We start from the raw sequence: 20,252 nt of genomic DNA on the forward strand, positions 1-20,252 counted from the left end.
TTGGCCTCTGGCTTTTGCCGCCGGTTCGTTCCGGTGAAACGGATCGAAGGGACAAAGGGGATATCCTGTCGATCCGCAAAAACGGGGTCTGGTGTGTCCGCGTGCCGGGGCACGGCGGCGGGTGTCCTGCATCGGGGCTCCCGGCCCGGGCCCCCGTCACTCCGGATCCGGAGGGTGCGGGCGAACCGGCGTCGGCCCACAGGTGGCAGCCGCGCATCGGCATCACGCAGCGCTGTCCCGCAGCAGGGGGAGACGCGAAGGGGCGTGTGCCTGAGCACGTCCGGCCCACGCTCGTTTCCCGAAACGCCCCGTACAGGGGGAGACCACGGGCAGCGCCTGAACAACACCACAAACCCGACTGGATTTGTGTATTGTGAGCCCGGGTTGAACGCAAGGTCTTTCTGGTGCGCGTTTTTGCTGGCGTTCGTCCGAAAGCCGGAGCCCGGGGCGTGCCCGGTTTCCGGACCCTGCCCGGTTCTGTGGCTCCTTGCGGGTCACGATCCGTGTGGCGATGTGGGGCGGTTCGTCGGCAAAACCGCACCGGCACAGCGGTGGACCATCAGGCGTATGGGACGTTTTGCAGGGAAGGCCCCCTGATCCCCGGGGGGGCGGAGGATCTGGTCCGGGCAGCCGGACTCGAACCGGCATGGGATAACCCGGGGGATTTTAAGTCCCCTGCGTCTACCTGTTCCGCCATGCCCGGGCGGTGGGGATGCGTGTCGCCCGGGGCGGGGGTGGTGCGGTGTCCGCGTACCTGCGGGGGCCCTGGGCTCCGCTCCCGGCCTTCGGGGGCGGGCATGGTAGGGGCGCCGCCTGTCCGCTGTCAAGACGCGGTTCGGGTGCTCCGGCGGGTGTGCCGGGGGGCGGGCGGTGACGTGAGCGGTGACGTGAGCGGTGACGTGGGTCGGATGCTTCGGGGGCGCTCCGGGGGGCGGGCAGTGCGGGGCCCGGGTCCGCCCGCGTCCTGTTCTGGTCCGTCATGGCGGGCCCGGCTGGCGCTGGGCAGCGCTGGGCCCTGTCCTGTCTGCTCACTCTTGCCTCTCCTTCGGGAGGCTCCCGTAATGCCGGGCGGTGGAGACATCTGCGAGCGGCAGGAAATCCGCTGCCATCTCTCCGGGCCGTTCTTCCTTCTGCGGAGTAATGGCCGCGGGAGCCGCCCTGACCCCGTTTGCCGTCCGGGGCCCGATCCGCAAAAGAACGCCCCTGCCGAAGGGTCTCGACAGGGGCGTTTGCTGCGCGAGAGAGTGTGCCGGGGACCGCAGGGGCCGTTGCGGGTGGCTGTGGCCCTGAAGCGGTCCGGCCGGAGGCGGCTTACTCGGCCTTCGGCGCGGCCGGGCTGGCTGCGGGGCCGCCCTGCATCGGGCCACCCTGCATGGGGCCGCCGCGTCCCGGACCCATCATTCCGGGCATGCCGCCCCGGGGCATGCCCCCCATGCGGGGACCGAACCGGCCGGGCTCGAAGCTTTCGGTGGCCAGAACCTTGCCCGTCACCGAGTCCACCAGAACGATGGACATGGAGCGGGGGCCGCTCTCGGCGGTGCTCTTCATCGTGACCATCCACGCGGTGCCCTCGGTGCTCTCATCCGAGGCCACGCCCCGGACCATGACCGGCTTCGCGTCCTTGACGGTGTTTGCCGCCGTGCCCAGGGCCGTGGCCGCATCGACCTTGGCGGTTCTCATGTCCGCGGCCGGGCCGAAGCCGCGGGCGCCCCAGCCCTTCCAGCCGCCCTGATGACGCCAGCCCGAGCTGGGGTTGAACGGGGCCCGGGCGAACACGCCGGTGGCCTCGCCGATCACGTCGGTGGCGCCCGTCAGGCCGTTGACCGCAACCATGGTGCGGGTGTCCGCGTCCCGGACGGTGACCAGGTACGTGGGGGCAGAACCCTTCCGGTCTTTCGGCGTGACGCGCTCCTCGCCCGGAAGCCCGAAGGCCGCGAGGCGGGCGCCCTGGACGGCACCCGGAACTTTTTTGGTGGCCGCCGTGATGGCCGCATTCAGGTCAAGGGATGCGCCCTTCATGGCCTCGGTGATGGCTTTGTCGTAGTCGTCGTTCGGACCCCAGCAATAGGGCTGGGCACTCGCCGCGAGCGGGAGCATCAGGCTGCCTGCGAGCAGGGTCGAGAAGAACAGGGAGCGACGGCTCATGGAGGAGACCTTTCAAGAGAGGGGGAGTGGGGCCAGGCCAGGATCGTCAGGATCCCGGCCGGGGGTGCGCCGTCGTGGGCGCAACCCTGGGGGCTCGCAACCTTATCGCCTCAAACGCGGGCGGCGCAAGCCTGGAGTTGCTTCAAACTTGCGCGGCGGGTCTGTTCCCTCTACTCTGGACGCAGTGTCAGGATACCTGGGCCATTGCCGGATGACAGGTGTCTTCATGAGGAAAATCAGGAGAATCGGGCTTAATGGCGGAGTGTTCTGGAGGGACGTCTGGGACTCCCTCTCGCGAGACGTCCGAGGTACCCCACGTCATCGGGACCGGCGGGGAGGATTTTTTCTGCGATGTGATTGAGGCGAGCCACCGGACCCCGGTCCTTGTGGATTTTCATGCGGACTGGTGCCCTCCGTGCCGTGTTCTGGCCCCCTTTCTCGAGACGATGGCCAACCGGAAGAAGGGGCGGGTTCGTGTGGCTCACGTTGCTGTGGATGATAACGAGGGGCTGGCGGGCCTTCTGGGGCTCCATACGCTGCCCACCGTCATCGCCTTTCTGAACGGCCAGGAGGTGGACCGCTTTGTCGGCCTGCAGCCGGTGGACACGGTGGTGGCCTTTGTGAGGGGGCTTGTGGCCCGGTGCTGTCCCGGGGGCCTGTACAGTGAGCTGGCCCGGGCCGAGACGGCCCTGGTGGCCGGGGATGCTGCCGGGGCCCTGGCCCTGTTCGAGGGGGTCTGGCGGCGGGAGCCGGGGAGCCTGCCGGCCCTTGCGGGCATCTTTCGGGCCCGCATCACCCAGGGGGAGGTGGAGGCCGTGAGGGGGGCTCTGGCGCTTCTGGACGAGGACGACCGCTGGGCCGAGCCCTTCCGGCGGGTGCACGCCTTTTTGGAGATTCTCGCCGGTGCCGGATCGGAGGAGACCCTCTCTGGCGCACTGGACCGGCTGCACCGGGATCCGGCGGATCGCGAGGCCCGGCGGGATGCGGCGTGCGGGCTTTTTGCCCGGGGGGATGCGGCCGGTGCCGTGGACCTGCTTATTGAGCCGTTCGGGGCCGATCCGGCCTGGAGCGCGAGCGCGGAGCAGACGCTGCTGCTGAAGGTGGCGGATGTCCTGGGGCCGGCGAATCCGGTGATCCGGGAGGCGTGGCAGCGGTTTCCCCGTCGCCTGTTTTCCTGAGCCCGTCCCCGGGTCGGGCCGGGTGTCTGGAACGGGGCGGAGCGGAGCCGGTGGCCAGGGGTTGGGGCCGGGGGCCGGTTGGTTGGTGCCTGGAGGCCGGGGGCCGGAACGAGGCGCGCCCGAAGGCTGCCGGCGCGAGGGGGCCACGGGTCTAGGGCCTTAGGGCTCCAGGGCCCGGAGCGGCGGGCGGTCGTGACCGGCGCCGGGTGGGTGCACAAGGAGGTCCATGCAGGGCATTCCGGGAGGGATGGTCTTGCGTAGTTTCAACAGCCTGCCGGGACAGGCCACGGGGAATGCCCCTACCGGACGGACACGGGAACCGACCGTCCGGACGCAGCGGAACAGGAGGCGCGATGCCTGGGACACGTAAACAAACCGTCTTCACCCTGCCGGACGCGGTGCCGGTCTATCCCCTGTCGGGCGTTCTTCTGCTTCCGTCGGCGACGCTGCCTCTGGATATCGTGGAGCCGCACCACTGCGCCATGGTGGAGGACGCCCTGGCCGAGGGGCGCCATATGGCTCTGGTCCAGCCGGTGAGCAGTCGTCCTGGCGAGGCGGGGCTGTACCGGGTGGGCTGCCTCGGGCGGATCATCTCGTTTCTCGAGACGGGGGAGGGGCGCTACGAGATCGGCCTTCTCGGCCTGCGCCGGGTTCACCTTCTGGATGAGCAGGCCTGTGACCGGGGCTACCGCCGCTTTTCCCTGCGCGCCGAGGATCTGCCCGCCGGGGAGCCGCAGGACAGTGCGTTCCTGTTCGACGATCTCGACGATCTGGACACGTTCTTCGACACCCTGTCCGCCTACGCCGAGACCTACAGCATCGGTTTCGATCACGAGGTTCTGCGCTCGATTCCGGCCCAGAACCTTGTCAACGCCCTGTGCATGGCCTGTCCCTTCGATCCCAGGGAGAAACAGGCCCTTCTGGAGGCCGAGAATCTGCGGGCGAGGGCGGTTCTGCTTCATAACCTCTTGCAGATTTCGCTCCGTTCTCCATTATCCAGCGATTCGACACAGTAAACCGTCAGATGGAGAGACCCAATGACCGAGAGACTGACCGACCCCCGCCTGCTGGAGCTTCTCGTGGCTCCGGTGACCCAGAACCCGCTGCGTTACGACGCCGGTGCCCAGGAACTTGTCGACGACAAGGGCGGCCTCGCGTTCCCCATCCGTGACGGCATTCCCATCATGCTGGTCGAGGAAGCCCGCTCCCTGGATTCCTGACCGGAGTCCGCTCATGCTGGACACGGGCTCCTTCCCCGGCTGGCTCGAGGGCGTGGCCTTCGCGATGATCGCTCTGGGCGGCTCGGTGGTCGCCTGGTTGCGGTACGGCTCCCGGGGGGCGACAGAAAAGAGCGTGGAGTTCCTGCCCTGGAGCGACCGGATCTACCGGGCCGCCAGGGGGGAGTACACAGCCCGTGCCCGGGGGCAGGTCGCGGCCCTTACGGCGGCTGACTGGCCCTATGCGCCGGGGGCCCTGTATGCCGCGTACTACGGCTACCCCTGCAACGCCGTTCCTGTCGAGGGGCCCGAGGGCGAGGGCGCCCGCATGCTGGCCCGGGACTGGTCCGTCGGGAACCGGGCCGATCTTCTGGCGGTCCTGTACCGGCTGCTCACCAGGGGGCACCGGGTTCCCTATACCGCCGACTGCCGTTTCTATGCGGACATGTCCGAGGTGGACTACCGCCGCTGGGTCCATACCGGGCCCGATCCCGCCGAGCTGTGGCGGGCCAACGCGGTGCGCACCAACGCGGGCGGCATGCGCCACGTCCATTTCCTGGCCTGGGATCTGGTGCGCTTTGTGAACGTGGTCTGCCTTGGGTACCGGGCCGGGTATCTGAACCGGAAGGAGGCGGACAGTTTCGTGGGCCTGGTTGCCCCTCCCCTGCAATGGGCGTATGCGGGCTGGCCCGACCTGTGGGAGAACTTCCTGCTTGGCCGGCGCTTCTGGTTTGCGAACCGGGATGACAGCGAGGTCACGGCCCTGTTCTCGCACCTTGCGACGCTTGCGGTGCGCACACCCGGGGGCCCGTGCAAGGTTCTGAAATGGGACACTCCCCTTGCGGACGGTGATCCGGCCGCCTTCATTGCCGCGTATCGTGAGGTTCCGCGCCTGGACGAAAACGGCCAGCCCCTGTCTGCGGAGGCTGTGGCGAGCGCGGTTCTGGACGTCATCCGCCCGCCCGGCAGCGCCCGGGTCTGAACACCCGGCGCCCGGGGCCCTGCCTTCATCCTGTCTGTCCTGCCTAAGCCGCCGCCCGGAAGCGCGCCGCCCGGCCCGGGGTGCCCTGACGGGCCCCTGACCCTGGGGCGCCGGCTCCGTGGCTTTGCTGGTCCGGGCGAGCGTAACGGCCCGCGTGTGCGGGTGCGTGTTCCGGGGCGGCGCCTTGGGCAGGAGTGGGCACGGGCATCCCACGGCCCGTGAACGGGCGGCAGCTTTGGCCGGAGCGCTCGCGGCTCCCCTGGGCCGGTCCGGGATCCGGGCGCGGGTCCGCCCGCTCCCGGGAGTGCTGTCTTTTCGTTGAGCCCGGGGCGGTCCGCGCCGGGACCGGAGGTCCGCCGGTCCGCCGGTCCGCCGTCCCGCCGGTTTCCGGCGATGCGGGGTCAGGCGGTTCCGCCGACCGTGAGCCGGTCCACCTTCAAGGTGGGCTGTCCAACCCCCACGGGCACGCTCTGGCCTTCCTTGCCGCAGGTGCCCACGCCCCGGTCCAGTTCCAGGTCGCTGCCGATCATGGAGACCCGGGTCAGCACATCCGGGCCGTTGCCCACCAGCGTGGCGCCCTTCACGGGGGCGGTGAGCTTCCCATTCTCGATCAGCCAGGCCTCCGAGGCGCTGAACACGAACTTGCCCGAGGTGGTGTCCACCTGGCCGCCGTTGAAGTTCACCGCATAGAGGCCCTTTTTGACCGAGGCGATGATTTCCTCCGGGTCGCGCTCGCCCGCCAGCATGAAGGTGTTGGTCATGCGGGGCAGGGGCACGCAGGCGTAGGACTCCCGGCGCCCGTTTCCGGTGGAAACCTGGCCCATCAGGCGGGCGTTCATGCGGTCTTGCATGTAGCCCTTCAGGATGCCGTTCTCGATCAGGACGGTGCGCTGGGTGGGGGTTCCCTCGTCGTCAACGGACAGGGAGCCGCGGCGGTCCAAAAGGGTGCCGTCGTCCACGATGGTCACGCCCTCGGCGGCGACCCGCTGGCCGATCAGGCTGGCAAAGGCCGAGGTGCCCTTGCGGTTGCCGTCCCCCTCCAGCCCGTGGCCGATGGCCTCGTGCAGCAGAACGCCGGGCCAGCCCGGACCCAGGACCACGTCCATCTCTCCGGCCGGGGCGTCAACGGCCTCCAGGGACAGGACGGCGGCTCTCAGGGCCTCGTCGCAGGCGTACTTCCAGGTGCTGTCCTCCAGGAGGGAATCGTAGAGGATCCGCCCGCCCGTTCCGAACGATCCGGTCTCGCGGCGCCCCGCGGCGTCCTGGACCACCACCGACACGTTCAGGCGCACAAGGGGGCGGATGTCCCCGGCGCCCGAGCCGTCGGCCCGCACGATCCGGACCGCCCGCCAGGAGCCGGCCAGGGAGGCCATGACCTGCACCACCCGGGAGTCCCGGGAGCGGACCCAGGCGTCCAGTTTTTCCAGGAGGGCAACCTTGACCGGAAACGGTGTCAGGGCGAGGGGGTTGTCCTCGGTGTACAGCTGGGCGTTGGTGGCGCGCGGGGCCGGATCCAGGGCGCGTGCGCCGCCGGCGCCCGTGCGCACGGCGCGCACCGTGTCCGCCGCGCGGGACAGGGCTGCCCGGTTCAGAAGGGACGACTGGGCAAAGCCCACGGTCTCCCCCGAAACGGCCCGCAGCCCGAAGCCCCCCGAGGAATCGTAGCCCGCCTGGCGCAGATGGCCGTCGTCGAACGCAAAGCTCTCGCTGTAGGACTGCTCCAGGAAAAGCTCGCCGTCATCGGCGCCGTCCAGGGCATGGGCGGTCAGGCTCCGGACCGTGTCCAGGTCGAAGTCCTCGCGTTCAAAAAACAGGGGGTCGGTGGACAGTGTGCCGGTCATGGAAAGGGAGCCTCCTGAAGGGAAATCCTGTTCTGAAGATATGGCCCATGCACGCCGGTGTGTCCAGAGACGACAAAAACAACGGCCGCGTCAGGACCGGGACGGGCATGGGTGCCGCCGGGGTTCCTGTCGGGTAAAATCCGGGCGCGGGCCCGCACAGCAAAACAGGAGGCGCGCGGCTGCGGCCTCCTGTCCGGTTTTCGTGTGGCGTTCGGGCCGCTTACTTGGGCTCGATGAACAGGCCCTCGATGCGCTCGGTCTCCGAGGCCTGGAAGTGCTGCGGCCGCCCGGCCAGGATGCCCGTGATGTTGCGGAACGGGCGTCCGATGTGCATGCCGTCCCCGTCGATGTTGAACTCGCGGATTTCCTTGTCGTGGTGGGAGCCGCGCATCTTCAGGACCATCACGCCGCGGGAGATCTCGCCGAACAGCTCGACGTAGCGCAGCAGGATGATGGAGTCCGTGATCGACGAGATGTGGGTCTCGGTCACCGACGACCCGCCCATGAGGGTGGGGGTGTTCGACGTGAACAGGGCCGCGACCTCGCCGTGCTTGATGAACGAGGTCAGGCCGATGACGAACTCGCGGAAGCCGCGCTCGGACGAGATGCGCTCGATGGCGGAGAGGGAGTCAATGGCCAGCCGGTCCGGCTTGAAGTCGGAAATGATCTGCTTGATGTTGATCAGGTGATCCTCGATGGAGGCCACCTCCGGGTAGTCGCAGCAGACGCGCAGCTGGCCCGATTTCTCGGCGCTCTCGAAGTCCACCCCCCAGCCCTGGGCGTTGCGGAACAGCTGCTGGCGGCTTTCCTCGTAGGCCAGCAGCAGGCAGCGCTCGCCCGCCTTCAGGCCGCCGTTGAGGAAGTGGGTGGACATGAGGGTCTTGCCGGTGCCCGTGGCGCCGGACACCAGGACGATGGAGTCGCGGAAGAAGCCGCCGCCGCACATCTCGTCCAGGTCGGTCGAGCCCGAGGGAATGCGGAGGTCCGACGAGCTCTGGCGCAGCTCGATGGCGGACAGGGGGATCACCTGGATGCCCGTGCCCGGAAGGATGGCGAAGGGGAACTCGCCCTTCTGGTGGTAGGCTCCGCGGAATTTCAGGATCTCGCAGGTCCGGCGGCGCCGCTCGTTGTCCTTGACGTTGCGCAGGATGATCACGTTGTCGGCAACGAACTCCTCGATGCCGTAGCGGGTCAGGGGCCCGTCCTCGGTCTCGCGCTCGGCGGTCATGACGGTGGTCACGCCCATGGTCTTCAGGGCGGCGGAAATCCGCAGCAGCTCGTTGCGCAGCGTGGTCCCGTCCCCCAGACGGGTGAAGATGGCCCCCAGCGAGTCCAGGACAACCCGCTTCGCGCCGGTCCGGCGCACCGCGTTTTCCACCCGCGCCAGCAGGGCGCCCAGATCGAAAGCCCCCAGGATTTCCCCGTCATCCAGGGGACGCGGTGCCGCGTCCACAAACGCCCAGCGCCCCTCGGCCTCCCACTCCTTGATGGTCCAGCCGAATCCGGCCACGTTGTGGCGGATGTCCTCGACCATCTCCTCGAAGGTCACGAAGACGGCGCTTTGGTTGTACTCCATGATCCCCGACGCCAGGAACTGGAGCGAGAACACGGTCTTGGCCGATCCCGCGGTTCCCACCAGCAGTGTGGTCCGGCCCTTCGGCAGTCCTCCGTAGGCGATGAGGTCAAAGCCGGGTATGCCGGTGTGCTGCTTGTCGATTTCGCTTGCGGTGGAGTACTTCATGGCGTGTTTTCCCATCCTGGGTGGGGGGATCCGGAGAGCGGGGGGAGGCCGGACAGGGCTATCGGGTGAATCGGTCGTAGGGGGGGAGGCTGAGGATCTTGCGGACCTGGTCGAGATCCTCAAGGTCGCCGATCACCCGGCGCTGAGGCTGTGGCGTTTCCCGAACCAGTGTCGGGGTGGCCAGGATCCGGGCCGTTTCGGCCTCGTCCGGGTCAACCACCACGTCCACAACCCGGAACGTGGCGTCGGACCCCACCGTGTCACGCAGGCGGTCAAAGGCCCGCAGGGCGTTCTGGGACCGCACCGTCTCGCCGCAGATGTAGAGGGTCAAATGGATGGCTTGCGTCATCTCTGATCTCCCCTTTCCCCTTTGCGCAGCGGTGCGCCGATCACGCGCAGTCTGTAGTGGTTTGCCAGGTGCCCCATGAGGCGTAAGACCAGGAGCCGCATCTCTTCCATCACCAGTGCCTGTCGTTTGGCGGGTCCGTTGCCGATCCGCTCTTTAAGCACTGTAACATAAAGGTCGATCACATCGCGAGGCCCGGCACGCACAAAGCCCAGACTTTCGGAGAGGGCAATGAGGTCGGTTTCCACCCGGCTGGAGGATCCGTATATCCTGTCCTCTACAGCAAGGTCGACAAGTGCGTTCAGTTTCTCGAGAAATGTGGCAAAAAGGTCCGGCAGGACCTTGCGCACGGTTCCATAGGTGAAGGTGCGCGTGGTGATGGGGGTCGTGTTCGGGGAGAGCATCTCCAGGAGCCGCTCGGCCTCGCCGCTGAGGGAGTCCGAGATGTCGCTGTCCGAGGTTTCCTGGTGGACCCGGTGGCGCCAGACCATGCGGTAGAGAAGGGAGGCGGGCTCGAAGCCCGAGCGCAGAACCCAGTCGTCCGCACCGGCCCGCAGCAGGGCAATGCCCAGATCGTCGTCGTGGTGTTCCAGAACCACGAGCACCGGGCCACAGGCCTCAAACTGCCCGATCATTTCCGCAAGGGCGGCGTGGGATCCCTCGGGAACCCGGAAGGTTTCGGGCAGGACAAGAACCACAAGATCGACCCGGCCCGACGGATGGTCGCCCTCGGGAGGACACAGGGGCCGGTCGCGGAAGCGCGACAGGTCCACATCCTCGACCCGGGCCGTGGGGAGGTGCTCCCGGATGTCGTTGGCCACGCTTGCACCGCTCGACGAGTCCAGACTCGCAACGACGACGTGAAGCGGTGTTTCTTGTGCGAGCATGGCAAAAACCGGCTGGGGGCGGGACAGGGCGGTGAGGCCCAGTATCGGGCGCGCGTATTCAGAGCATAAAGTGCTGGCATATACAATACAGAGTTTTGCCGCCGGGGTACAACGAACAACCGCCCGCGCCCCGAAAAAAACGCGGAGACACCGTTTCTCGGGGGTCTCCGCGTGATGTTTACAGACCGGATAGTGTATCCGTATTGCTTAGGCGATACCGGCTTTTGTTCTGGGGTCTTCTTCCGGGTCCGGCATGTTCTTCACACAGGCTTTCAGGGTCTCGTCCGGGGGCTCGGGCAGGATGATCACCAGCCGGATCAGAAGATCCCCGCGGGCCTCGCCGTGGGGGATGCCCTTGCCCCGCAGACGCAGGACGGTCTCGGTGTTCGAGTCCTCGGGAATGGTGACGCTGGCCTTGCCCTCCAGGGTCGGGACCACGATTTTGGCGCCCAGAAGAATTTCTTTCAGGGTCACAGGAATATTGGCGACCACATCGAAGCCGTCCCGCACAAAAACCGGGTGGGGCTTGATCTTGACCTCGACCAGGGCGTCACCGCTGGCGCCCCCCGCGATGCCCGGGGTTCCCTGCCCCTTCAGGCGGAGCTGGGCGCCGTCCTCCCAGCCGGGCGGGATCTGGATGTCGAGGGTCTTGCGGTTGGTCAGGGTGATGCGCCGGGTGGCTCCCAGTGCGGCCTCCTCGAAGGAGATGCGCAGCCGGTAGTGGGTGTCGCCGCCGCGCTCGGGCTTGGGTGCCGAGGCCCGGCGCGCTCCGCCCCGGCCGCCCCCGCTGAAGAGGTCGGAGAACAGATCCTCGTCCAGGTCGCCGAAGATCGAGTCGAAACGGAAGTCGCCGGGCCGCCCCGGGCCGCCCGGGTTCGCCGAGCGCTGCCAGGTCCGGGACGAGCCCTGGGGTCCGCGGGGACCGCCGGGCCCCCAGCCTCCGCCAAAGCCCTTCTCGTTGCCCTCGGCATCGATCTCGCCGCGGTCAAAGCGCGCGCGTTTCTGCTCGTCCGACAGGAGCGAGTAGGCGGCGGAAATTTCCTTGAAAGCCTCTTCCGCCTTCGGGTCGTCCGGGTTAAGGTCCGGGTGCCGGGTCCGGGCCAACTTGCGGTAGGCCTTCTTGATCTCGCTGTGGTTTGCCGTTCGGGGAACACCGAGAATGGTATAGGGATCTCTCATGTTTCCTTCCGTTTTGCACCCGTTTGTGTGTCCGGGCCCCATCTTACAGGATTTCCGGGGGTTGTGAACCCGCCCCTGACGCAACACTGTCTGTGGACCGGTGACCGGGGCCCGCCCTCCATTTTGGTGGTCGGGTCCAGCCCTCTATTTTATAGTGTAGATAAACATGAACCGTTCTGAAAACAACGATCCATTTTCCCTCTTCCAGTCCTGGATGGCCGAGGCCCGGGAGAAGGAGATCGACGATGCGACGGCGGTGGCTCTGGCCACGGCCACCCCCGAGGGGCGCCCCAGCGTGCGCATGGTTCTTCTGAAGGACGTGATCCCCCGGGACGACGAGACGGGGGGCTTCGTGTTCTATACAAACCTGGAGAGCCGCAAGGGCGGAGAGCTCCGGGCCAATCCCCACGCCGCCCTGTGCTTCCACTGGAAGTCCCTGCACCGGCAGGTTCGGGTCGAGGGCCCGGTGGTCCCCGTGAGCGATGCGGAGGCCGACGCCTATTTCGCCTCCCGGGCGCGGGAGAGCCGGATCGGGGCCTGGGCCTCGCGCCAGTCCCGGCCCCTTGAAAGCCGCTGGGCCCTGGAGAAGGCCGTTGCGTCGGCCGCGGCCCGCTTTGCCCTGGGGACCATTCCCCGGCCGCGCCACTGGTCCGGGTTCCGCCTGGTGCCGGAGCGCATCGAGTTCTGGCAGGAGAAGCCCTTCCGCCTGCACGATCGCCGCGTCTTCCTGAGAGAGAACGGAGACTGGCGCGTGGAGGCTCTCTATCCCTGACGGGACAGAGGACCGTCCGACCATACTCAGGAGTGTCACGGAATGAAGACGACCACGGAAGGCCTCTCCGGCAAGGAGGCCCGGGACCGGTCCGTTGCCCGGCTTTTGACCGCCGCCACCTTTGCCTCGGTCGGCGTGGCGCTGACCCTGGTGGTGGCCAAGACCGTCGCCTGGTTCATGACCGGGTCGGTGGCCATTCTCTCCACGCTGATTGACAGCATCATCGATACGGGGGCCTCGCTGCTGACGTTGCTTGCGGTGCGGGCGTCCCTTGCCCCGGCGGACGAGAACCACCGCTTCGGCCACGGCAAGGCCGAGCCCCTGGCCGGTCTGGGGCAGGCGGCCTTTATCTCCGGGTCCGCCGTGTTTCTGGTGATCCACGGGATCGAGCGGGTTCTGGTGCCCGAGCCCGTTCACGGAAACATGGTCGGCATCGTGGTCATGGTCCTGTCCACCGTCCTGACCCTGGGCCTGGTGGCGTTCCAGAAGTACGTGATCCGCCGGACCGGCTCGCTGGCGGTGGGGGGCGACAGCCTGCACTACACCGGCGACCTTCTGATGAACGTCTCGGTGATCGGCTCCCTGGTCATTGGCCTGTACTTCGACATTCCCCTTATGGACCCGATTTTGGGCATCGTGATTGCCCTGTTCCTGATGGTCAGCGCCTGGGAAATCGGCCACATGAGCATCAACATGCTGATGGACCGGGAGCTTCCCGAGGACGAGCGCCGTCGGATCCTGGATATCTGCTTCGACGATTCCCGGGTTCTGGACGTTCACGACCTGAGGACACGCCGGTCGGGGCAGACCACGTTCATCCAGCTGCACCTGGATCTGGACGGGAACCTGTCGCTCACGCAGGCCCACGACATCACCTCGGACCTGTACCGCAGGCTTGCGGCGCTCTTCCCCCAGTCGGAGATCCTCATCCACCAGGATCCCATAGGGGAGGACGATGACGAGCATCATCCGACGTTCGCCTATTCGGATTCCCGGATGCCGCCGGAGCCCCAGTGACCGGGGCTGCCTGATGGCGTCTGGCCCATGGTGTCGGGCTGGCGGTGTCGGATTGACGGAGCCCGAGTGACCGGGTCTGGGGGGGCGGGGTGTGGGTGAGGCAGCCCCAGTGACCGGGTCTGCCTGATGGCGTCGGGCCCATGGTGTCGAGCTGGCGGTGTCGGATTGACGGGGCCCGAGTGACCGGGTGTGGGTGACGGGGTGTGGGTGAGGGAGCTTGGGCGACAGCGCGGACCCCTCCGGCCCCGGTCTCCGTTTCCGCCCGATTCCGGTTTCAGCCCGGGTTCCCGCCCAGGCCCAGCCCCCGTTTAGCCCCGGGCCCAGACCGGTCCCGGACCCGCGCCGGACTCCGGGCGAGCGATCCGGCGGCCGCCTCCGGGAGCCCGATCGGGCCGGATCATCGGGCAACAGTGCCGCCGGGTAAAAACCCGGGCACGGCGCCCGCAGGTTTTTCGGAGCGAATTCAAAAAACTGTGCTCGCGATGCTTGACGGAAGCGCTTTTCCCTTCCTAACTTCCCATGGGACCGGCGTTCCGGAGGTCTATCCGGTCGCCTCTGCGAGGGATCGTCCCGGGCCGTGCTTCAGGGCGCGTCGGGCACTTTCACGAACTTTTGAACTGGGCGCACGCATGCGCTGGGAGGAACGTACTATGAAGCAGGTTTCTGACGAATCATTCGAGGCGGACGTCCTCAAGGCCAGCGGGTCTGTTCTCGTTGACTTCTGGGCGCCCTGGTGCGGCCCGTGTCGCCAGATTGCCCCGATTCTCGACGAGATCTCCCAGGAGCGCGCCGGGAAGGTCGAGATCGTCAAGATGAACATTGACGACAATCCCCAGACCCCCGCCAAGTACGCCGTGCGCGGCATCCCCACCATGATGCTGTTCCGTGACGGCGCCCTGGTGGACGCGAAAATCGGTGCCCATCCGAAGTCCCGTCTTCTGGAGTGGCTGGACTCCAAGCTGGACTAGTGTTCCGTCCGGTCTGCTGAAGCGGGTGGCGGGGGAGGCCCTCCCGCCCGTCTTCCGGGCCCGCGAAGGGGTACTCAAAGGTCGGTTCCCGGCCGGAGCCTGAACGGCTCCCGCTTCCGGGAATTCGGCCTTTTCTGCGTTTTGGGCCCTGGTGGCTGTGCGCTGTGTGCCTGTTTGCCGCGTCGGTGGCGGCCGCTTACCGCACGCCGTCTCCCGCGCTTCCCCGGGAACGCGGGCGGCGGACGCCTGCCACGATCGGTGGCGCTCCGGCCACGGTGCGGCCGGGTGTCCGGGGCCTCGTTTTTGCGTTGGGATGGGAGAAATATCGGGGCTGTCGGCCCGGAAAGGGCGCGACCGGCACGCAGACGAGCCGGGATGATGCTCGTGTCCGGAGGAGGGTCCGGGGTGTGCCGGGCGCGTCGGGACTGTGTCCCGCTTCAGGCAGGGCGCTCCGGAGACCGGGTCCGGCGCGGACGTCTGCTCTGTGTCCCTTCGGGGCGCCTGTGGTCCCGGAACGTGTCCGGGGCCGGCGCCGTCGAACTCTGGTTTTGAGTCCTGGGGGCAACAGCCCCCGGGGACAGGGTGGTGGCGCTCGGGCGGGGCCTTTGGGAGCCCCGGCCCGGTGTGCGCGTGTCCGGGCGTGAGCCTAGAACTTCAGGAGGATCGCCGAGACGGCACCGACGCCGTTGCGGTAGGTCGAGCTGCCGTGGCCGGTGTCGTAATTGATCTTGCCATCGCTCTCGCCGTAGAACAGCTGACCGATGAGCGTCACGCCCGGGCCCATTTCGTAGGTGCCGGCGGCGTGGGCCATCATGGCCTTGCCCTGGCTGCTGACGTTCTGGCCGTAGGTCATGGAGAGACCATACGGACCAAACAGGTAACGGGCGCCAAGCTCCATGAGGTTCTCATTGAAGATGTGGTTGGCGGAGCCGTTCCAGACGTTGCCACGCTTGGACTCGGAGGAGGAGGTGCCGAGGTAGGCGCCGCCGACGGTCCAGCCCGCGTAGCCGAACGACAGGCCGGAGCGGTAGAGCCAGCGGTCAACCCCGTCGATGGTCGTGGAGAGGGACGCGTCCCACTTGGTCTCGATCTCGCCCAGGGAGCCGGTGTAGGCAACACCAACCTGAACCTCGTTCGAGCCCTCACGCTTCTCACGGACGCGGACGCCGCTGTTGCGGTTGACCTCGGCCCAGGGGGCGTAGGACACACCGGCGGAGAAGCCGTGGAACGACGGGGTGATGTACATCACGCGCAGCGAGTTGTCGTCAATGAAGGACTTCAGGGTCGGGATGCGGTGGGTGTGCCCCTTCTTGCCCGCACCCGTGTACGCGAAGTTCATCCAGTCGAGAAGTTCGTGGTTGTTGCGCCCGCCCTGGTCGGGAGCGGTGACGGCGAAGCGGTCGACCACGCCGTTCTGCTCACCGATGCCGAACCAGCCGAAGTCGCCACTCATCCAGGCGTACTGGCGCTTGGTGTTGACCTGCATGTTCGAGCCCTCGGCGCGGAGGTTGATGTGGGCGCCGACGGTAATGCCGTTGTCCAGATTGGTCTTGCCCTGGACGAACACGCGGGTCTCGCGGTCCATTCCGAATCCGGAGGATCCTCCACCGAGGTTGCCGTCCTTGATGGCCTTAACACCGCCGAAGAACTGTTCCATGTAGCCACCCAGCTCAAGCTGGATCTTCTCGGCCGCCATCGCCGGCGAGGCGATCTGGGCTCCGATCAGTGCAGTTGCTCCGATAAGTACTCTTTTCATGTCGTTGCTCCGTTGTCGGGCGATTATTGCTTCTCACCGGGACACCCCATTGCCGCACCTGGATCGCGGGGCTCGTCTTCCGTAAGACGGATAAAAGCAAGGCCGGAAAGGGGGGTCAATATAATATATGACGATATCTCTGTTTTTTATTTTTGTGGCAAAATAGCAACACCTGGCGTGTTCCAAAAAGGCCCGCCCGCCGGCGAATAAGGCGAGCCTCGCCATACTGTTGCAGGGGTGGCCTTTTTTGAGGCGGCGCCTCGGTGATCCGGGCCGGAAGTGTGTCTTTCCGGTCGAGGGTCTTTGGTGCATGTTCCCCTGCCGTGAGGTTTTGACCCGCTTTAAATAACTAAAAGTTATGGGCTCGGGCGCATTTTGTGCGTAACCGGTCGCCTTTTAGGTGTGTATTCAGGGGGGTGCACCGCAGGGAGGCGGTCCGGGCGCCTGGCACAGGTGTCCGTCGTCCGCGTCGGGCTTCTTTGGGCGCCCGGTTCCCGAGGGGCGGTGCCTGTGGGGCAGCGTCGGGACCGCTGCTGTCCCGTGTCCTGCCGTCCGGCCCCGGTCCGGCGCGGGAAACCGGCAGGGCTCCCTTCCGCGGCTCTTCTTTCCGATGCCTTTCCGGGGCGCTGCCGGGGTGGTTCGCGTGGAGACGGCCGGGGCGATCCGGCCGCGCGCGTCCCTTCGGGTGCCGGTGGTTTGGCCTGCAACAGCCTGGGGTTGTTTTGGCGGCCGGGCCCCGGGGACACCGTCCGGTGGAGGGCGTGGATCCGGTCGCCTGTCCTGGCGGTCCGCCGGGCGGATTCGGTCCGGCGAATCCCGTGCCGGCGTGCCTCCGCGCGCGGTTTTGCGTGTCGGCGGTGCGACGTTCCTCCCTTGACAGCTTCAAGGGGAAGACTAGGATGACGGCCCGGTTTCGAGATGTCCCCACTGTGCCCCCAGCAAGGTCAAGGACCGATTCATGGAAGCGCTCTGCGTCGTAATTGTCGAGCCCGATACCCTCGAGGTAAAGCGGCTGCCTCTCACGCCTCCCTCCGACTCTGATGTCGTGGTCGAAATCGATTACTCGGGTATCAGTACGGGAACCGAACGGCTGCTCTATACCGGCCGGATGCCGCCCTTTCCGGGCATGGGCTATCCGCTGGTTCCGGGCTATGAGTCCGTTGGCCGGGTGATCCAGGCCGGCCCCCAGTCCGGACGGACGGTGGGCGAGCGGGTCTTCGTCCCCGGTGCCACCTGCTACGGCGAGGTGCGCGGCCTGTTTGGCGGCGCGGCCTCGAAGGTGGTCCTGCCCGGCGCCCGCCTTGTTCCCCTGCCCGACAACATGCCCGAGGAAAAGGGCGTCCTGTTTGCCCTGGCGGCCACGGCCCATCACGCGGTGACCCTGCCGGGCTCCCGGCTTCCGGACCTGGTGGTCGGACACGGGGTGCTGGGCCGCCTGATTGCCCGCATTGTGGTGGCCCTGGGGGGCGCTCCGGTGGTCTGGGAGAAAAACCCGGCCCGCATGGACGGCGCCGAGGGCTACCGGGTCGTGGATCCGGACCAGGATGACACAAAGGCCTACGGCACCATCTGCGATGTGAGCGGCGATTCGAATATCCTGGACCCGCTGGTGGCCCGCCTTGCCCCCGGGGGCGAGATCGTGCTGGCCGGGTTCTACACGGACCCGCTCCACTTTATCTTCCCGCCCGCGTTCATGCGCGAGGCGCGCATCCGCATTGCCGCCCAGTGGAAGCCCTCGGATGTCGAGGGTGTGCTGCGGCTCCTGTCCGAGGGGGGGCTGTCGCTGGACGGGCTCATCACCCACCGGCGGACACCCCGGGAGGCCAAGGACGCCTACGACATCGCGTTCACCGACCCCGCCTGCCTGAAAATGATCCTCGACTGGAGAGACGCCCCATGAGCAAGAAGGAAAAGCAGATTATCGCCATCTATGGCAAGGGGGGGATCGGCAAGAGCTTCACGCTTGCGAACCTGTCCTACATGATGGCGCGCCAGGGCAAACGGGTGCTTCTCATCGGCTGCGACCCGAAGAGCGACACCACCTCGCTCCTGTTCGAGGGCCGGGCCACGCCCACCATCATCGAGACCGCCGCCCGCAAGAACATGACCGGCGAGGAGCTCACCATCTCGGACATCTGCTTCAAGCGCGACGGCGTGTACGCCATGGAGCTGGGCGGTCCCGAGGTCGGGCGCGGCTGCGGCGGCCGGGGCATCATCCACGGATTCGAGACCCTGGAGCGCCTTGGATTCTCCGACTGGGACTTTGACTATATCCTTCTCGACTTCCTGGGCGACGTGGTCTGCGGCGGCTTTGGCCTGCCCATCTCCCGCGACCTGTGCCAGAAGGTGATCGTGGTGGGCTCGAACGACCTCCAGTCCCTCTATGTGGTGAACAACGTGTGCTCGGCGGTGGAGTACTTCCGCAAGCTGGGCGGCTCGGTCGGCGTGGCCGGCATGGTCATCAACAAGGAGGACGGCACCGGCGAGGCCCAGGCCTACGCCGAGAAGGTGGGCCTGCCCGTCCTGGCCACCATTCCCGCGAACGAGGACATCCGCCAGAAGAGCGCCGCCTACGAGATCGTGGCCGATCCCGACGGTCCCTGGGGCCCGCTGTTCGGCGAGCTCGCGACCAACGTGGCCAGCGCTCCGCCCATCCATCCCAAGTCCCTGTCCCAGAACGAGCTGCTCAGCCTGTTCAAGTCCGGGGACGTGGGGCGTGATGTGACCCTGGTCCCCGCGACCCAGGAGGACATGCACGGCGGAAAGATCGAGGTCCGCCCGTCTCTCGAAATCGTCTACGAAACGCCGTAAGGAAAGGGTGCCGTCATGAGCGATCCCGGAACGGTCTGCACCAGCAGCCCGGAAGGCCAGCAGTGCCACGGAAAGGTTCCCTTTGCCGTTCCTCCCGGCCCCCATTCCCGCGCACCCACCATGTGCCCCACCTTCGGGGCCCTGCGCGTGGGCCTGCGGATGCGCCGGACCGCGTCGCTTCTGTGCGGCTCGGCCTGTTGCGTGTATGGCCTGTCCTTCACCGCGCATTTCTACGGTGCGCGCCGGACCATCGGGTACCTGCCGTTCAACTCGGAAACCCTGGTGACCGGCAAGGTCTTCGAGGACATGCGCGACGCCGTCGAGAAACTGGCCGACCCGGAGCGCTATGACGTGATCCTGGTCACCAACCTGTGTGTGCCCTCGGCCTCGGGCGTCCCCCTGGAGCGCCTGCCCAAGCAGATCAACGGGGTGCGCGTGGTGGGGCTGGACATCCCCGGATTCGGTGTGGCCACCCATGCCGAGGCCAAGGACGTGCTCTCGTCCGCCATGCTGCGCTACGCGCGCCAGGAGGCCGAGCTGGGCCCGGTGATGGCGCCCCGGGGCGGTGTGGTGGAAAAGCCCACCGTGGCGATCCTGGGCGAGATCTTCCCCGCCGATCCCATGAGCATCAACGCCATGATTGCCCCCATGGACCTGGCCGTGGGGCCGACGGTCCCGGTTCGGGAGTGGCGCGAGCTGTACGCGGCCCTGGACTGCGCCGTGTGCGCGGCGGTCCATCCCCACTATACGGGCGCGGTGCGCGAGTTCCGCACGGCCGGGCGTCCCGTGGTGGGCTCGGCGCCGGTGGGCTGCGAGGGCACGGCCGACTGGCTGGAGGCCATCGGTGTGGCGGCCGGTGTGTCCCGCGAGCGGATCGACGCCACAAAGAACGCGATCCTGCCTCCGATCCGCGAGGCCCTGGCCCGGGCTCCGATCAAGGCCCGGATCACCCTGTCGGGCTACGAGGGCTCGGAGTTCCTGGTGGCCCGCCTGCTGATCGAGAGCGGGGCCGAGATTCCCTACGTCAGCACGGCGGTTCCGGCCACACCCTGGTCCGAGGCGGACCGGGCCTGGCTCGAATCTCGGGGCGTAATTGTGGCGACTCGGGCATCTTTGGAGCAGGATATTGGCGCCGTGGAAGAGTTCAAACCTGATCTGGCCATCGGGACAACCCCGGTGGTGCAGAAAGCGAAAGAACTCGCTATTCCCGCGCTTTACTTCACAAACCTCATCTCGGCCCGCCCGTTGTTCGGGATTGCGGGGGCCGGTTCCCTTGCCCCGGTCATTCTTGGAGCCGTTTCAAATAAGGGCAGATTTGAGACGATGAAGCGCTTTTTTGCTGGCGTTGGCTCGGACAATGTGGCAGAAGTTTGAAGCCGACCGCAGAGCGGTGGGGCGTCTGTACATGGAGG

At 67.2% G+C, this 20,252-nt stretch carries 17 protein-coding genes and 1 tRNA gene; 10 read left to right on the forward strand and 8 right to left on the reverse strand.

Annotated features, from left to right (window positions below; genetic code table 11):
- Positions 1–618: 618 nt before the first annotated feature.
- Both IHV25_RS06325 and IHV25_RS06330 read right to left on the reverse strand, forming a co-directional pair.
- Positions 619–703: transfer RNA gene (locus IHV25_RS06325), tRNA-Leu, on the reverse strand.
- 608 nt (positions 704–1,311) lie between these two features.
- Positions 1,312–2,145: a hypothetical protein gene (locus IHV25_RS06330; RefSeq protein WP_192534273.1), complete on the reverse strand. Its 834-nt coding sequence runs from the start codon at positions 2,143–2,145 to the stop codon at positions 1,312–1,314.
- Between the two features lie 353 nt (positions 2,146–2,498).
- Between IHV25_RS06330 and IHV25_RS06335 the strand changes: the two genes are divergently transcribed.
- From IHV25_RS06335 to IHV25_RS06350, 4 genes are all read left to right on the forward strand, one after another.
- The gene (locus IHV25_RS06335; protein ID WP_192534274.1) at positions 2,499–3,323 is read left to right on the forward strand and encodes a tetratricopeptide repeat protein; all 825 of its coding nucleotides are present in this window, start codon (positions 2,499–2,501) and stop codon (positions 3,321–3,323) included.
- Between the two features lie 353 nt (positions 3,324–3,676).
- Positions 3,677–4,339, forward strand: coding sequence for an LON peptidase substrate-binding domain-containing protein (locus tag IHV25_RS06340; protein WP_192534275.1), 663 nt, complete (start codon positions 3,677–3,679; stop codon positions 4,337–4,339).
- A 21-nt stretch (positions 4,340–4,360) separates the two neighbouring features.
- Positions 4,361–4,543, forward strand: a complete 183-nt coding sequence (locus IHV25_RS06345; protein WP_192534276.1) for a Trm112 family protein — start codon at positions 4,361–4,363, stop codon at positions 4,541–4,543.
- Positions 4,544–4,556: 13 nt separating this feature from the next.
- The gene (locus IHV25_RS06350; protein WP_192534277.1) at positions 4,557–5,522 is read left to right on the forward strand and encodes a DUF1266 domain-containing protein; all 966 of its coding nucleotides are present in this window, start codon (positions 4,557–4,559) and stop codon (positions 5,520–5,522) included.
- 401 nt (positions 5,523–5,923) lie between these two features.
- Here the strand turns inward: IHV25_RS06350 and tldD are convergent, their stop codons facing one another.
- From tldD to IHV25_RS06375, 5 genes are all read right to left on the reverse strand, one after another.
- Positions 5,924–7,363, reverse strand: a complete 1,440-nt coding sequence (gene tldD / locus IHV25_RS06355) for a metalloprotease TldD (protein ID WP_192534278.1) — start codon at positions 7,361–7,363, stop codon at positions 5,924–5,926.
- Positions 7,364–7,583: 220 nt separating this feature from the next.
- Positions 7,584–9,104: a circadian clock protein KaiC gene (kaiC, locus tag IHV25_RS06360; protein ID WP_192534279.1), complete on the reverse strand. Its 1,521-nt coding sequence runs from the start codon at positions 9,102–9,104 to the stop codon at positions 7,584–7,586.
- 58 nt (positions 9,105–9,162) lie between these two features.
- Complete coding sequence (locus tag IHV25_RS06365; protein WP_192534280.1) at positions 9,163–9,453, reverse strand: circadian clock KaiB family protein; 291 nt, start codon at positions 9,451–9,453, stop codon at positions 9,163–9,165.
- Positions 9,450–10,337 carry a NarL family two-protein response regulator gene (locus IHV25_RS06370; protein ID WP_192534281.1) on the reverse strand — a complete coding sequence of 296 codons (888 nt, stop codon included), beginning with the start codon at positions 10,335–10,337 and terminating at the stop codon, positions 9,450–9,452. The genes IHV25_RS06365 and IHV25_RS06370 overlap by 4 nt, the downstream gene beginning before the upstream one ends.
- Positions 10,338–10,544: 207 nt before the next feature.
- Positions 10,545–11,516: a DnaJ C-terminal domain-containing protein gene (locus IHV25_RS06375; RefSeq protein ID WP_192534282.1), complete on the reverse strand. Its 972-nt coding sequence runs from the start codon at positions 11,514–11,516 to the stop codon at positions 10,545–10,547.
- 166 nt (positions 11,517–11,682) lie between these two features.
- On the opposite strand from IHV25_RS06375, the gene pdxH reads away from it, so the two are divergent.
- The 3 genes from pdxH to trxA all read left to right on the forward strand — a co-directional run bounded on the left by pdxH (position 11,683) and on the right by trxA (position 14,273).
- A complete protein-coding gene (gene pdxH, locus IHV25_RS06380; RefSeq protein WP_192534283.1) occupies positions 11,683–12,288 on the forward strand; it encodes a pyridoxamine 5'-phosphate oxidase in 606 nt (201 codons plus the stop codon).
- A 42-nt stretch (positions 12,289–12,330) separates the two neighbouring features.
- Positions 12,331–13,305, forward strand: coding sequence for a cation diffusion facilitator family transporter (locus IHV25_RS06385; RefSeq protein ID WP_192534284.1), 975 nt, complete (start codon positions 12,331–12,333; stop codon positions 13,303–13,305).
- A 650-nt stretch (positions 13,306–13,955) separates the two neighbouring features.
- A complete protein-coding gene (gene trxA, locus IHV25_RS06390; RefSeq protein ID WP_192534285.1) occupies positions 13,956–14,273 on the forward strand; it encodes a thioredoxin in 318 nt (105 codons plus the stop codon).
- Between the two features lie 646 nt (positions 14,274–14,919).
- On the opposite strand, the gene IHV25_RS06395 is transcribed toward trxA, so the two are convergent.
- Positions 14,920–16,029, reverse strand: a complete 1,110-nt coding sequence (locus tag IHV25_RS06395; protein ID WP_192534286.1) for a porin — start codon at positions 16,027–16,029, stop codon at positions 14,920–14,922.
- A gap of 958 nt (positions 16,030–16,987) precedes the next feature.
- On the opposite strand from IHV25_RS06395, the gene bchC reads away from it, so the two are divergent.
- The 3 genes from bchC to bchY are packed head-to-tail and all read left to right on the forward strand — an operon-like array spanning position 16,988 to position 20,214.
- Positions 16,988–17,929, forward strand: coding sequence for a chlorophyll synthesis pathway protein BchC (gene bchC / locus IHV25_RS06400; RefSeq protein WP_192534287.1), 942 nt, complete (start codon positions 16,988–16,990; stop codon positions 17,927–17,929).
- Entirely contained in the window at positions 17,926–18,840 is a 915-nt protein-coding gene (locus tag IHV25_RS06405; RefSeq protein ID WP_192534288.1) for a chlorophyllide a reductase iron protein subunit X, read from the forward strand. The genes bchC and IHV25_RS06405 overlap by 4 nt, the downstream gene beginning before the upstream one ends.
- A 15-nt stretch (positions 18,841–18,855) precedes the next feature.
- Positions 18,856–20,214 (forward strand): chlorophyllide a reductase subunit Y, encoded by a 1,359-nt coding sequence (gene bchY, locus IHV25_RS06410; RefSeq protein WP_192534289.1) that lies wholly within the window; start codon positions 18,856–18,858, stop codon positions 20,212–20,214.
- The last annotated feature ends 38 nt before the right edge of the window (positions 20,215–20,252 follow it).

The sequence above is a fragment of the Phaeovibrio sulfidiphilus genome, from assembly GCF_014861485.1.
In the GTDB taxonomy this organism is placed as follows: Bacteria; Pseudomonadota; Alphaproteobacteria; order Rhodospirillales; family Rhodospirillaceae; genus Phaeovibrio; species Phaeovibrio sulfidiphilus.

Bases quoted from the DNA above. Each gene is read 5' to 3' on its own strand.
- IHV25_RS06395 (WP_192534286.1), bottom strand. From the start codon at position 16,029: ATGAAAAGAGTACTTATCGGAGCAACTGCACTGATCGGAGCCCAGATC.
- bchY (WP_192534289.1), top strand. From the start codon at position 18,856: ATGAGCGATCCCGGAACGGTCTGCACCAGCAGCCCGGAAGGCCAGCAG.
- IHV25_RS06330 (WP_192534273.1), bottom strand. From the start codon at position 2,145: ATGAGCCGTCGCTCCCTGTTCTTCTCGACCCTGCTCGCAGGCAGCCTG.
- IHV25_RS06365 (WP_192534280.1), bottom strand. From the start codon at position 9,453: ATGACGCAAGCCATCCATTTGACCCTCTACATCTGCGGCGAGACGGTG.
- kaiC (WP_192534279.1), bottom strand. From the start codon at position 9,104: ATGAAGTACTCCACCGCAAGCGAAATCGACAAGCAGCACACCGGCATA.
- bchC (WP_192534287.1), top strand. From the start codon at position 16,988: ATGGAAGCGCTCTGCGTCGTAATTGTCGAGCCCGATACCCTCGAGGTA.
- trxA (WP_192534285.1), top strand. From the start codon at position 13,956: ATGAAGCAGGTTTCTGACGAATCATTCGAGGCGGACGTCCTCAAGGCC.
- IHV25_RS06385 (WP_192534284.1), top strand. From the start codon at position 12,331: ATGAAGACGACCACGGAAGGCCTCTCCGGCAAGGAGGCCCGGGACCGG.
- IHV25_RS06375 (WP_192534282.1), bottom strand. From the start codon at position 11,516: ATGAGAGATCCCTATACCATTCTCGGTGTTCCCCGAACGGCAAACCAC.
- tldD (WP_192534278.1), bottom strand. From the start codon at position 7,363: ATGACCGGCACACTGTCCACCGACCCCCTGTTTTTTGAACGCGAGGAC.
- IHV25_RS06340 (WP_192534275.1), top strand. From the start codon at position 3,677: ATGCCTGGGACACGTAAACAAACCGTCTTCACCCTGCCGGACGCGGTG.
- pdxH (WP_192534283.1), top strand. From the start codon at position 11,683: ATGAACCGTTCTGAAAACAACGATCCATTTTCCCTCTTCCAGTCCTGG.
- IHV25_RS06370 (WP_192534281.1), bottom strand. From the start codon at position 10,337: ATGCTCGCACAAGAAACACCGCTTCACGTCGTCGTTGCGAGTCTGGAC.
- IHV25_RS06345 (WP_192534276.1), top strand. From the start codon at position 4,361: ATGACCGAGAGACTGACCGACCCCCGCCTGCTGGAGCTTCTCGTGGCT.
- IHV25_RS06405 (WP_192534288.1), top strand. From the start codon at position 17,926: ATGAGCAAGAAGGAAAAGCAGATTATCGCCATCTATGGCAAGGGGGGG.
- IHV25_RS06350 (WP_192534277.1), top strand. From the start codon at position 4,557: ATGCTGGACACGGGCTCCTTCCCCGGCTGGCTCGAGGGCGTGGCCTTC.